Below are 12,547 nucleotides of genomic sequence, written 5' to 3' on the forward strand. Positions count from 1 at the left end.
CGCGCAGCGGCGTGAGGAGGAGCCGGGCAATCAGGTTTAGCACCGACGACGTCGGCTATCTGCGGTCGCGCGCGGGTGCCGCGGCGCTTGCGGCGGTCGCCGAACTCGAACTGACCGACGCGACCCGGGTCGGCGACGTCGCTGCGGCGCGCGACCGATTCGGCGACCGGGCCGCGGTCCTGGTGGAGACGGTCCTGTTGCGCCGCCGCGCCGCGGACAAACTGGGCGAGCTGGGCGTGTCGGATTGGCTGTTCACCGACGAGGCGCTGCAGCAGGCCACCGCCGCGCCGGTGGCCTTGCACCGGGCCCGACGGCTGGCCGGTGGCGGCAGCGGCGTCGTCGTGCACGATGCGACCTGTTCGATCGGCACCGAGCTCGCCGCGCTGAGGGTCTGCGGGATCGCCGCGGTGGGCAGCGATATCGATCCGGTGCGGCTGACGATGGCGCGCCACAACATGGGGGAGTCGGCCTGGATCTGCCGCGCCGACGCGCTGCACCCCGTCACCCGCGACGCCGTGCTCGTCGTCGACCCGGCCCGGCGAGTCGAAGGTCGGCGCCGCCTGCGCATCGACGAATACCAGCCCGCATTGGGCTCGCTGCTCGACGCCTACCGCGGCCGGGAATTCGTCGTAAAGTGCGCTCCCGGAATCGATTTCGGTCAGGTGCGGCGTCTCGGCTTCGGTGGGGAGATCGAGGTGACGTCGTATCGCGCCTCGGTCCGGGAAGCCTGCCTGTGGTCGGCCGGACTCGCGCAGCCCGGTGCGGGCCGGCGGGCGAACCTGCTGGATCGCGGCGAGCAGCTCACCGACAACGACCCCGACGACTGCGGGGTACGGCCGGTGGGTCGATGGATCGTCGACCCCGACGGCGCCGTGGTGCGGGCCGGCCTGGTGCGCCACTACGCCGCGCGGCACGGACTGTGGCAGCTCGATCCCGACATCGCCTACCTCTCCGGCGATCGGCGGCCCGCGGCGGACCGCGGGTTCGAGGTGCTCGAGCAGTTGGTCTTCGACGAACGCCGGCTCCGGCAGGCGCTGTCGGCGCTCGACTGCGGGTCGCTGGAGGTCCTGGTGCGCGGGGTCCGGGTAGACCCGGACGCGTTGCGCAGCCGGATGCGGTTGCGCGGGAACCGGTCCCTGTCGGTGGTCATCGCCCGCATCGGTGCACGGATTTCCAGCCGGGCGATGGCATTCGTTTGCCAACCCTCCCGATAGCGACGGGTACGCTGGCGGCGTCACTTCTGCGGGTCACCGGCCCCGGCTAGTCTGCGAGGACACTTCCACGATGCGCTTTCTGATAGCCGCCGCGCTGGTCGCGGCGGCGGTCTTGGTTGGCTGGCCTGCCGCGGCCGAGCCGCCGTCGTGCGCCAGTCTGGGCGGCACCCTTGAGGCCGGCCAGATGTGCCGCCTGCGCGCCACCGGTCCCAACTACACGCTCAACCTCAGCTTTCCCGCCGACTATCCCGACGAACAGGCCCTGGCCGACTACATCACCCAGAACCGGGACGGCTTCGTCGCCGTCGCGCAGAGTTCCGGGGGGCGTGACCAGCCCTACCAGCTGGAGGCGACCACCGAACAACACGGCGCCGGGCAACCGCCGCACAACACTCGCAGCGTCGTGCTCAAGTTCTTCCAGGACGTCGGGGGAGCGCACTCGTCGATCTGGTACAAGGCGTTCAACTACAACCTCGGGACCAAGCAGCCGATCACCTTCGACAACCTCTTCCTGCCGGGCGCTTCGCCGCTGGACGCCATCTACCCGATCGTGCAGCGCGACCTGGAACGTCAAACCCCCTTGGGCGCCGCGGTTTTGCCGTCGACGGGACATGACCCGACGCACTATCAGAATTTCGCCATCACCGACGATCAGCTGATCTTCTACTTCGCCCCGGGCGAGATTCTGCCGGCGCTCGGCGGGCCGCTGCAGGCCCAGGTGCCGCGCAACGCCATCCCGCCGCTGGCGGTCTAGCGGGCTCAGACCGGCCCGGCCTGCAACTCCATCGCGACTGCGGCGAGCGCCAGCGCCACCTGCGCGACACAACCGATCAGCGGGACGACGAAGGCCCGTCGTTTGCGCCGCGCCAGGAGATACCCGGCGACGACGATGTCGGCGACCAACAGGGCGGCCCCGCCCCAGGTGCCCAGCGTCATGGCCCGGTCTATCCAGGCGGGATCGCCGCACTTACGAGACCCGCAGGCGTCGGTGGTCATCACGAGCAGGCCCAGCAGCGCAAAGCTCGCCGCGTACAGCCCGCCATGGATGACCAGCAGGACGGACGTCGCCACGATGTCGGCGGCGCTGCTCGGTGGGTTCCCAGTGGGGTTGGTTGTCGCGGCGCCTCGCGCGGCGGGCTCGTCGATCGGCACCATAGAGGTATGTCCGGGTCAGGCCGGGCCGAAACCGTAAACCTGGCCGTCGCTGGTGGCCGCCACCACCCGGCGATCGGTGCCGACCGACACCCCGACCGGATACCCGGTGGCCGCCGGCAGCGGGTAACTGTCCAGCGTGCGGCCGCTGCCCGGATCGAAGAGCAGCAGCGACATGCCGGGGGCGCCGTTCGCCGGGGGCCCGCTGGCCACCGTGTAGCCGACGCCGGTGCCGGCCAGGCTCGACGTCGACAGGGGCAGGACGTCGTCGCGGCGCCAGGCCTGATCGGCGTGATCACCGGCATCTTTGAACGCCACCAGCTTGGTGTCGGGGCCGCCGCCGGCCACGATCAATCCGTGCGGGGTGACCGAGGGCGGCGTCTGCGCCAAGAACCCCAGCGGCACCGACCATTTCACTTTCGCGTCGGCCGCGCGCAGCGCCCACAGCCGTTGGTCGCGGCCGTTGACATAGACGGTCGACCCGTCGGCCGACAACACCGGGCTGGCGATGACACCGGCACCCACCGCGTCGCTGGTCCATTCCCGGGTCAGCACCGGCGTCTGCCCGCGGTGGTACTTCAGCCCGACCAGACCCGCGGCGGGAGTGCCGGGCTGCCACACCCCCAGCACAGCCATCCCGGTGGCGGTCGAGAACGCCGGGGCGGCCGCGACGGGACAGCCCTGAAGGGCCGGCGCGCAATCGGCCAACCCGCGTGCTGCGTCGGTGGGGTCGACGCCATCGACCAGGTCGAGTGGGCTGCCGACCACCTGGCCGCGATGGGAGTCGAAGACGAGCACCTGACCGAGGTGGGTGGCCACGAGCAGGTCGCCTTGCCCGACGAATCGCGGCGTGGTGGGCATGCCGATCACCGGCTGGCGCCACCGCGTCCACTGGGTCACCGGGAAGGACAGGAACGCTCCGGGCTGGCCGACGTAGAGGTTGTCGAAACCGTCGAGCAGCGGGCCGGCGAACCCGCCGCCCTGGACCAGCCGCACGCACCAGCGTTGCCGCCCGTGGTCGTTGTTCTCCCACTCCATCAGCGAGCATCCGGCCGAGGTCTGGGCGTTGAGGGCCAGGTAGCCGCGCGCGCTGAGCGCCGGTCCGGCGGCCAGGCTCCCCTTCACCGACCGGGTCCACTCCAGCGAGAGCTTCGTGGCGCCGCCCGTGGCGATGTAGCTGCTGTTGGCCGCGTCGGCGTACTGCGCCGGCCAGCCCTGCGCGGCCGAGGCGTCGACCCAGGAGTCGGTATTGCCGCAGGCGCCGAGCAGAACCGCGAGCGCGGCCGCCAGCACTACCGATGACCAACGCCGGGGCCCACTGACGAGTTGTCGGGCAAGCACCTTCGGTTTTCCAAATCCTTCTTGGGAGGCGGGCCGCTCGCGCGCTGACCCGGCCGTTCGGCGGCAATCGAGTACAGGTGAGGGTAACCCGTGGCGGTTCGCGGGCTCGTATATGACCGAGTTAGGCTGTCCGGCCATGACGAGCATGTGGGGTGCCCCGGTCCATCGCCGCTGGCGTGGATCGAACCTCCGGGACCCGCGCCAGGCCAAGTTCCTCACGCTGGCCTCGCTGAAATGGGTGCTGCGCAACCGCGCATATACGCCGTGGTACCTGGTGCGCTATTGGCGGCTGCTGAAGTTCAAACTGGCCAACCCGCACATCATCACCCGCGGCATGGTGTTTCTCGGCAAGGGCGTGGAGATCCACGCGACGCCCGAACTCTCGCAGCTCGAGATCGGCCGGTGGGTGCACATCGGTGACAAGAACACCATCCGCGCGCATGAGGGCTCGCTGCGGTTCGGCGACAAGGTGGTGCTGGGTCGCGACAACGTCATCAACGCCTACCTCGACATCGAGCTCGGTGACTCGGTGTTGATGGCCGACTGGTGCTATGTCTGCGATTTCGACCACCGCATGGACAACATCGACATGCCGATCAAGGACCAGGGCATCGTCAAGTCCCCGGTCCGGATCGGTCCGGACACCTGGGTGGGCGTGAAGGTATCGGTGCTGCGTGGCACGTCGGTCGGACGGGGTTGCGTGCTGGGGTCCCACGCGGTGGTCCGCGGGGTGATCCCGGACTACTCCATCGCGGTCGGCGCGCCGGCGAAGGTGGTCAAGAACCGCCAGCTCGCCTGGGAGAGTTCGGCCGCGCAACGCGCCGAACTGGCCGCCGCGCTGGCCGACATCGAACGCAAGAAGGCCGCCCGCTAGCCTGCGGCCTGCGGCTGCTCGTCGACCTTGAAGTGGAAGTTGACGTCGCCGGCGTCGACGTCCGTGACGGTCACCTGCACGCCGTACTTGTCATTGCCGTCCGTGAGCTGACACCGTAACGTCGCTCCCGCAACGCCTTTCAAGTTGTCGGGGCAGGTGACCGCATCCGGCTTTCTGCCCACCTGCTGGCCCACCTGGGTGCTGATCGCGTTGGCGACCTGGTTCTTGTCGACGGTCTCCACCATGTCGAACTTGACGTCGTTCCCGTCGACGCTGGTCACCGTGACGTTGACGTTGAAGGGCCGGCCTTTGACCTTCATGTCGCAGTTGATCTGCGCCCCGACTTTCCCGGGCAGGTCGCTTGGGCAGTTCACCGACTCGGGCTTGTTGCCGGCCGCGTCGGTCATCTTGGCGGTGATCTGGCCGGCGACATCGCTCTTGCTCACCGAGTGCGAGGTCCCGACGGAACACGGAGAGGGCGTTCGGGCCGGGGTGGCGAATATCGCGGTCAGATGCCCTGATAGCGCCGCAGCGCCTCGGTGCGCTCGGCGGCGTGGTCGACGATCGGCGCCGGGTAGCCGTCCGGGCGCTCGCCCTTGCGCAGGTGTACGTCGACGGCAGAGCGCAGTTCGGGTACCCAGCGCCGGATGTAATCGCCCGACGGGTCGAACTTCTCGCCCTGTGTGATCGGGTTGAATATCCGGAAATAGGGCGCTGCGTCGGTACCGCAGCCCGCGCACCACTGCCAGCCGTGCTGGTTGTTCGCCATGTCGCCGTCCACCAGCTGGTCCAGGAACCATTCGGCGCCCCATTGCCACGGCAGATGCAGGTCCTTGACCAGAAACGAGGCCACGATCATTCGCACCCGGTTGTGCATGAAGCCGGTGTCGCGCAGCTGGCGCATCCCGGCGTCGACGAAGGGAAAACCCGTCTCGCCCGCCTTCCACGCCTCGAAGCGGCGTTTGGCCTCGGCGCCGGTGTCGGTCTGGATGCCGTCGAAATCGCTGTTCCAGTTGCGCCAGCTGCTGGCCGGCCAGTGGTGCAGCACGTCGGCGTAGAAGTCGCGAAAGGCCAACTCCCGCAGAAAAGCTTGCGCCCCGTCGCCGCGCAGGTCCAGGCCGGCGACCAGGGTGCGCGGATGAATGGCGCCGAACTTCAGATGCGCCGACATGCGGCTGGTGCCGGTCAGGTCCGGCCTGTTGCGGTCCGTGGCGTAACTCCGTAACCCGTTGTCGACAAACGACTTCCACTGTTTGCGCGCCGCAGCCTCGCCCGCCGCGACCTCGAGGGCGATCCCGGGATCGGGGATCTCGCACTGCTTGATCCGCAGCTGCGCCGGATCCAGCCAGCGTGCGGAGTTTGCGTCCGACTTCGCCGGTTCGCGCCAGCCGGTTCTCTGCCACTGACGCAGAAACGGGGTGAACACCTTGTAGGGCGAGCCGTCCGGCTTGGTGACGCGGCCCGGTGAGACCAGATACGGCGATCCCGTCGCCACCAGCGGCACCGAATCCAGCGCGGCGCGCACCCGCTCGTCACGGCGCTTGCCGAAGGGTGCGAAGTCTTCGGAGATGTGCACCGAAGACGCGCCGATCTCCTTGGCGATGCGCGATATCTGGGTGTGGGGCTGCCCGCGGACGATCAGCAGCCGGCCGTCGAGGTCGTCGCGCAGCCGTCGCAGCGAGTCACCCAGGTATTGCAGCCGTCGTTGTCCCGAGGACTTCTCGAGGCGCGGGTCGAGCACGAAGCAGGCGAGCACCTCATCGTTGTCGGCCGCGGCGACGAGCGCGGGATGGTCACGCAACCGCAGATCGCGGCGAAACCACAACAATGCCGGCATGATCTACCGGTTGAGTCGCCAGATGTGCGTGGACAGGATGGTCGCGAAACCACACCACAGCGGGTAGGGCAGCAATGCCAGCCCGCCGCGCGGCGTGGCCTGGGCCGTGCGCCTGACCAGATCGGCGCTGCTGACCGTCAGCGCCGCGGCGCCGACTGCGGATGCGCCGAGCTTGTGGTAGCCGAAGAACAGCCAACTCCATCCGGCGTTGAGGAGCAGGTTCGCCGCGAGCGCCACGGTGTAGTCGCGCGCCTTGTCATGGCGCCCGGTCGCGTGAAACCGATCGATGGTCACCGCCGACGTGGCCGCGATGTCCCCGTAGAGCGCGGTCCACACGGTGGGGAACGCCGCGCGCGGCGGCTGATAGGGCGGCTTGCGAAGCCGCGCATACCACCGGGGAATGGCGTTGCTGCTCGCGATGCTCCCGCTGCCGGCGGCTGCGGCGACGGCCAGGCTGGTCGCCACCAGTATCGACCTGTTCACGGTATGCTCCGTTCTGGTTGTTTCCGGTCAGCTTGTTGCTCAACGGATTTGGCGGCTGGGCTGGTAGGCCACCAGATGCGGTCGCCGATGAGTGCGAACAGGGCCGGGATGACCAGCGTTCGCACCACGAACGTGTCGAGCAGGATTCCCAGGCCCACGATGATCCCCAATTGGGTCAGGACGATCAGTGGCAACACTCCGAGAACGCAGAACACCGCCGCCAAAACGATTCCCGCGCTGGTGATTACGCCTCCGGTGGCCGACACCGCGCGCACCATCCCCGCGCGGGCACCATGCGGTGCGGCTTCCTCGCGGGCCCGGGTGACCAAGAAAATCGTGTAGTCCACCCCGAGGGCCGCCAGGAAAAGGAACGCGAACAACGGTGTGGTGTTGTCCAGGGCCGGGAAGCCGAAGACGTGCACGCTCGCCCAGCCGCCCAGGCCCAGCGCGGCCAGCGCACCCAGAATCGTTGCGGCCAGCAGTGTCGGCGGGGCCAGCGCCGACCGCAGCAGCAGGTAAAGAACGATGAGGATGACGGCCAGGATCGCCGGGATCAGCAGCACCCGGTCATGCGTGGCCGCGTCGCGAACGTCCAGGGCCTGCGCGTCGGCGCCGCCGACGAGCGCGTGGGGGTCGGCGGCCCGTGTCGAATCTCGCAGCGCCGCAACGATGCTGAATGCCCGCGTCGACGACGGCCGTGCGTCGATGACCACCGACCACTTCGTCAGCCCGGATGCGGATCGGCCGGATTCGGTCACCGACACCACGCCGGGTGTGGCCGCGATCGCCCGCTGCACCGGTGCCGCGTGATCGCTGCGGCCGATGACCAGTGTCGGGCTCACCAGGCCGGCCGGAAAGTGTTCGGCCACAACGTCATACCCGGTCACCGAGTCGGCGCGGATGCGGAACTGCTCAGTCTGCGACAAGCCGATCCGGGTTCCCAACAAGCCGGTGCCAAGGGCCGCCAGCACCGCGATCGCGACAGCCGCGACCAGTGCGGGTCGCCGGCCGACCCAGTCCGCGACGCGATGCCAGCCGCCGGAACCCAAGGTTTCGTCGCCTCCGGGCCGCGGGATGAACGGCCAAAACAATCGCCGGCCGCACACGGCCAGCATGGGCGGCAGTATCACCAGCACCGAAAGCGCGGGAACCACCAGGCCGCACGCCGCCAACGCGCCCAGGCTGCGGGTGCTCGGCGTGGACGCGAAGAGCAGGGTGAGCAGCGCCAGCACCACGGTGGCGTTGCTGGCGACGATGGCCGGGCCCGCCCTGCGGACGGCCTCGCGCAACGCCGCGCGATGGCTCCTATGGCGCCGGAGCTCTTGGCGATATCGAGAAATCAGCAACAGCGCGTAATTGGTGCCGGCGCCGAAAACCAGCACGCTGGTGATCCCGGATGTGGCACCGTCGAAGCTCAACCCGGTCAGCGAGGCCACCGCGGTGCCTACCGCCGCGGCCACCCGATCGGCGAATCCGACCACGAGCAGCGGGACCAGCCACAGCACCGGGGAGCGGTAGGTGGCGATCAGCAGCAGCGCCACCACCGCCGTCGTCACCGCGAGCAAGGTGATGTTGGCGCCCGCGAACGCGCCGGCGATGTCGGCGCCGAACGCCGGGCCGCCCGTCACGTGAGCCTGCAGGTCCGCGGGCAGACCGTCGGCCGCGGCCGTGCGCAGCGCGGCGACGGCGTCGCCCAGGGCAAGCCCGGACAAGCCGGCGCTGATCGACACGACTCCGAGGGCGGCTTTTCCGTCCCGCGACGGCAGCACCGGTCCGGGCCGGGCCGCCCGGACTCGGTTCACAGCGGTCTGGGCGCCGGCGATGTCGGACGGGCTGAGGACCCCGCCGTCCGTGCGGCTCACCACCACGATCAGCGGGGCTTTGTCGCCCCCCGGAAATTGCCGGGCCAGGGCGTCGACCTGCGCCGATTGCGCATCGACTGGAAGTGACTGCGGCGATTGGCCGGCCGCGGCATTGCCGCCGACGAGAAGGATGAATGCGACCCCCAGCAGGACCGTGACAAGCGCGAGCGGCCATGAGCGCCGGCCCGTCACTGCGGTGGCCACGCAATCCCACATCACGGACACAAGCCTTTCAGTTTGTTAAACATTAATCAACTGAAATGACGCACCGGCACGCGCCAGCGTCTGCGGTGCATAACAGGGGGCACTATGGACATTATGAATGTGGGTCAGGAGCAGTGTCGGATGCGAGGGGGTAGCTGCGATGACCGCTGACCGGGGGGAGATGGCGAGCCGCAAGAGGCGGCACATCGACGTGTGCCTGAACGAACCGGTCGGCTACGAGGGCCTCACGACCGGGCTGGATCGCTACCGATTGCCCTACAACGCCCTGACTCAGACGAATCTGGGCGACATCGACTTGTCCACCAGCTTTTTCGGCGTCAACCTGCGGTCTCCGATGCTGATCGGTGCGATGACCGGGGGCGCCGAGCTGTCCCGGACGATCAACCGCAATCTTTCCGCGGCCGCCCAACAGCTGGGCCTGGGGATGATGCTCGGTTCGCAGCGGATCATGCTGGACAGCGCGCTGGGGGAGCACGCCGCGGATAGCTTCACGGTGCGCGATGTCGCCCCGGATGTCTTGCTGTTCGGCAACATCGGCCTGGCTCAGCTGACGAAGTCCGCGGTGCCGGATCTGGCGAAGGCCCTCGACCGGGTGGGCGCCGATGCGCTTGCCGTGCATACCAATCCGCTGCAGGAAGCGGTGCAGCGCGACGGCGACACGGATTTCTCCGGGTCGCTGAACAGGCTGCGCGAGGCGGCCGACGCCATTGACCGTCCGGTGCTGCTCAAGGAGGTCGGGCACGGGATAGGTGGTGCGGCGGCCGCGGAGCTCATCGGCGCTGAAGGCGAATTGCCGGTCGCCGGAATCGACGTCGCGGGTGCCGGAGGCACGTCGTGGTCGCGGGTCGAGCAGTTCGTGCGATACGGCGAACTGCGCTATCCGGACCTGGCCGATTGGGGTATCCCGACCGCGCGCGCGATCGTGGAGGTGCGCGAGGTCCTGCCGGCGGTTCCGTTGGTGGCGTCCGGCGGCATACGCACCGGTATGGATGCGGCCAAGGCGATCGCGCTGGGCGCCGATGTGGTGGCGGTGGCGCGGCCGCTGCTGCCCGCCGCGATCGAATCGACTGCCGCCGTGGTCGATTGGCTGCAGCCTTTCATCGACGAGCTTAGGATCTGCCTGCACGGTTGTGGTGCCGCGAAGCTGGCCGACCTGCGCGACGTCGACCTCGTCGGCATCGACTAGGTACCCGCGACGTGGCCGTCATCCTGGCGTACGGGTCGCCTGCCTTGGGGCATCTGCTGCCGACCGGGGCGCTGCTGGCCGAGCTGGCCCGGCGCGGCCACGACGTTCATCTGCGCACCATGTCGGCCGGCGTCTCGACGATGCGGTCGGCCGGCGTGCACGCCGAGCCGGTCGACCCGGCCATCGAAGCGATTGTCGGCAACGACTGGGAGGCGCGAAACGCTCTGGGAGTGCTCAAGCTGTCGATCGACGTGCTGTGCCGGCGAGCGGTGCTGGAGGTCGACGACTTTCGGCGCGCGTCGGACGCGATCCGGCCGGATGTGCTCATCGTGGATGCGAACTGCTGGGGGGCTTTGTCGGTCGCGGACGCCGGGAGCATTCCGTGGCTGCTCTTCTCGCCGTTCACCCCCTACCTGCGCTCACGTGGAGTGCCACCATTCGGTCCCGGAATGCGCCCGCTACCCGGCATTGCCGGCGACATCCGCGACGCCGGGCTGCGACCGATCGTGCGGCACGTGTTCGACCGGCCAATGTTGCCCCGTATCAACGCCATTCGTGCTGGGCTGGGTGTGCCACCGGTGACATCGGTAGACGGCTTCATCCGGCGCGCCCCACTGGTATTGGCCGTCGGCGGCGAGCCGTTCGAATACCCGCATCCCGGGTGGGCCGGCCTAGTACACCACATCGGCGCCTGCGTGTTCGAGCCCGCGCCGACAGCAACACCGGAGTGGATCGACGCCATCGATCGACCGATGGTGTTGGTGAACACCTCCTCGCTGCGGCAGGCCGACGAGATTCTGGGACGAACCGCCTTGCGCGCGCTGGCCGACGAGGACGTTCATGTGGTGGCGACGTTCCCCGCCGGTGTACCCACCGATCTGCCCCGGCCGGCGAACGCCACCGTGTGCGAATTCGTGCCGCACGCGGCCATACTCGACAAGGCCAGTTGCGCGATCACACACGGGGGGATGGGCACGACGCTCAAGGCCCTCGATCGCGGCGTGCCGGTCTGCGTCGTGCCCTTCGCCCGCGACCAGGCCGAGGTGGCGCGGCGAGTGGAGGTCGCCCGGTGCGGTACCCGCCTGGCCGCCAAGAGGATCACCGCGGCGCGGCTGCGGGCGAAGGTGTGCGAGGCGATGACGATGGTCGACGGCGCGCGCCGGGTGGCCGCCGGATTCGCCGCAACCGGAGGCGTTGGCCGCGGTGCCGACCTGGTCGAGCAGCGGCTACTGGGCCGCGTTGTCGAGGGGCCGGTTCACTAGTCGCCGCGTTTCGCCGGACTGCGACGGCCTTTCGCCGTCGGGCGCTTCGCCTCGGTGGCCGGCGCTTTGGAACTTGCTGCGGCAAGCCGAGATTCGAAGCCGGCCATCGCCTCGATCATCGAGGCGAACACCCGATGTGCCGCGGCCAGGTCGCGATCGGGAAGATGGGCCAACGCAGTATGTAGTTCGGCGCCAAGGGGAGTGAAGAACGACCGGGCCAGGGCCATCCCGGGCTTCTCGTAGCGCAGCAGGGTCTTGCGCCGGTCCTGAGGGTCGGGTTCGCGCCGGACGTGGCCGGCGTCGATCATGCGATCGACGAGATAGGTGATGGCGGCCGGTGACACGTCCATGCGCCGCCGCAGCTGCGCGGCGGTCAACGGTTCGCCGGCGGTTTCGGCAACCATGATGTGCAGCAAGGCGTGGAAGTCAGTGCCGCTGACATCGTTTTGGCGGGCGAAGTGCCGGCCGATGCGGTCGGACTGCGCGGTGATCGCGCGCATGTCGGCCGACATCAATTTCTCGAGCTCGGCCCGGTCTATTCGCCGGTCAGCGGCGCGCTTGGTCACTTACCCGCATCCTTCTTGAAAGATACGCCGGCCAGCGTATCGCGGCCGTTGATCGCGGCCGCCGAAACGCTCGGGCGTTTGTCCTTTGTAGCCCATTTCGGGTACACGCTGAGTGCAAACACGCCCGCAGCGTGCGCGGTGCAATCGATGGCCCTTAGCCTACGGCACCCCCAACCAGCAGGGGCTATCAGGACTTCGCCGGGTCGTGGCCCCAGTTCATCAACGAGTATCGCCACGGGCTCTCGTCGATCTCTCCGTGCGGACGCTGCGCCAGGTGGCGTTTGGCGTAGCCGACCACCTTTCGCATGTGGGCATAGTCGGCGTCGGTGAGGTCGGCACGTTTCGCCTTGAGGATCTGAACGATGTGCCGGCCACTGGCGTGGCCGGTGGACTCGTCACCGCCCTGCTTTTGCCCAACGCTCTTCGATTCCTCGGTGCCGAGCCACTTCTCCAGCTCGCGTGCGGTCATGTTGACGGTGTCCTGGAAGCGTTCCCAGGTGGTTCCTTTGTCGTCGGTCATGCTGAGTCCTGATCCTGTTGACGCG

At 68.8% G+C, this 12,547-nt stretch carries 14 protein-coding genes; 5 read left to right on the forward strand and 9 right to left on the reverse strand.

What is annotated here, in order from left to right; all coding sequences use genetic code 11:
- The first annotated feature begins 29 nt into the window (after positions 1–29).
- Entirely contained in the window at positions 30–1,214 is a 1,185-nt protein-coding gene (locus tag AC5Y4T_RS01500) for a class I SAM-dependent methyltransferase (RefSeq protein ID WP_499951985.1), read from the forward strand.
- Positions 1,215–1,284: 70 nt separating this feature from the next.
- Positions 1,285–1,968: an esterase gene (locus tag AC5Y4T_RS01505; protein WP_499951684.1), complete on the forward strand. Its 684-nt coding sequence runs from the start codon at positions 1,285–1,287 to the stop codon at positions 1,966–1,968.
- Between the two features lie 5 nt (positions 1,969–1,973).
- Here the strand turns inward: AC5Y4T_RS01505 and AC5Y4T_RS01510 are convergent, their stop codons facing one another.
- The gene (locus AC5Y4T_RS01510; RefSeq protein ID WP_499951988.1) at positions 1,974–2,366 is read right to left on the reverse strand and encodes a DUF6264 family protein; all 393 of its coding nucleotides are present in this window, start codon (positions 2,364–2,366) and stop codon (positions 1,974–1,976) included.
- An 18-nt stretch (positions 2,367–2,384) separates the two neighbouring features.
- Positions 2,385–3,659, reverse strand: a complete 1,275-nt coding sequence (locus tag AC5Y4T_RS01515; RefSeq protein WP_499951989.1) for an outer membrane protein assembly factor BamB family protein — start codon at positions 3,657–3,659, stop codon at positions 2,385–2,387.
- Positions 3,660–3,843: 184 nt separating this feature from the next.
- On the opposite strand from AC5Y4T_RS01515, the gene AC5Y4T_RS01520 reads away from it, so the two are divergent.
- A complete protein-coding gene (locus AC5Y4T_RS01520; RefSeq protein WP_499920110.1) occupies positions 3,844–4,581 on the forward strand; it encodes an acyltransferase in 738 nt (245 codons plus the stop codon).
- Here the strand turns inward: AC5Y4T_RS01520 and AC5Y4T_RS01525 are convergent.
- Genes AC5Y4T_RS01525 through AC5Y4T_RS01540 form a run of 4 tightly spaced genes read right to left on the reverse strand, consistent with a single transcriptional unit; the run spans position 4,578 to position 8,979 of the window.
- A complete protein-coding gene (locus tag AC5Y4T_RS01525; RefSeq protein WP_499951990.1) occupies positions 4,578–5,093 on the reverse strand; it encodes an anti-apoptotic protein in 516 nt (171 codons plus the stop codon). The two genes, AC5Y4T_RS01520 and AC5Y4T_RS01525, sit on opposite strands and share 4 nt — an antisense overlap.
- Positions 5,090–6,418 (reverse strand): cryptochrome/photolyase family protein, encoded by a 1,329-nt coding sequence (locus AC5Y4T_RS01530; RefSeq protein WP_499951685.1) that lies wholly within the window; start codon positions 6,416–6,418, stop codon positions 5,090–5,092. Before AC5Y4T_RS01530 ends, AC5Y4T_RS01525 begins: the two co-directional genes overlap by 4 nt.
- A 3-nt stretch (positions 6,419–6,421) precedes the next feature.
- The gene (locus AC5Y4T_RS01535; RefSeq protein ID WP_499951686.1) at positions 6,422–6,901 is read right to left on the reverse strand and encodes a TspO/MBR family protein; all 480 of its coding nucleotides are present in this window, start codon (positions 6,899–6,901) and stop codon (positions 6,422–6,424) included.
- Positions 6,898–8,979, reverse strand: a complete 2,082-nt coding sequence (locus tag AC5Y4T_RS01540; protein WP_499951992.1) for an MMPL family transporter — start codon at positions 8,977–8,979, stop codon at positions 6,898–6,900. Before AC5Y4T_RS01540 ends, AC5Y4T_RS01535 begins: the two co-directional genes overlap by 4 nt.
- 148 nt (positions 8,980–9,127) lie before the next feature.
- Between AC5Y4T_RS01540 and fni the strand changes: the two genes are divergently transcribed.
- Positions 9,128–10,174 (forward strand): type 2 isopentenyl-diphosphate Delta-isomerase, encoded by a 1,047-nt coding sequence (gene fni / locus AC5Y4T_RS01545; RefSeq protein WP_499951687.1) that lies wholly within the window; start codon positions 9,128–9,130, stop codon positions 10,172–10,174.
- Positions 10,175–10,185: 11 nt separating this feature from the next.
- Positions 10,186–11,436 (forward strand): glycosyltransferase, encoded by a 1,251-nt coding sequence (locus tag AC5Y4T_RS01550; RefSeq protein ID WP_499951688.1) that lies wholly within the window; start codon positions 10,186–10,188, stop codon positions 11,434–11,436.
- On the opposite strand, the gene AC5Y4T_RS01555 is transcribed toward AC5Y4T_RS01550, so the two are convergent.
- From AC5Y4T_RS01555 to AC5Y4T_RS01565, 3 genes are all read right to left on the reverse strand, one after another.
- Positions 11,433–12,002 (reverse strand): MarR family winged helix-turn-helix transcriptional regulator, encoded by a 570-nt coding sequence (locus AC5Y4T_RS01555; protein ID WP_499951689.1) that lies wholly within the window; start codon positions 12,000–12,002, stop codon positions 11,433–11,435. The two genes, AC5Y4T_RS01550 and AC5Y4T_RS01555, sit on opposite strands and share 4 nt — an antisense overlap.
- Positions 11,999–12,124, reverse strand: a complete 126-nt coding sequence (locus AC5Y4T_RS01560; protein ID WP_499951690.1) for a hypothetical protein — start codon at positions 12,122–12,124, stop codon at positions 11,999–12,001. Before AC5Y4T_RS01560 ends, AC5Y4T_RS01555 begins: the two co-directional genes overlap by 4 nt.
- A gap of 65 nt (positions 12,125–12,189) precedes the next feature.
- Entirely contained in the window at positions 12,190–12,522 is a 333-nt protein-coding gene (locus tag AC5Y4T_RS01565) for a DUF3140 domain-containing protein (RefSeq protein ID WP_499948444.1), read from the reverse strand.
- Between the last annotated feature and the right edge of the window lie 25 nt (positions 12,523–12,547).

This window comes from Mycobacterium sp. NGS11 (genome assembly GCF_059813315.1).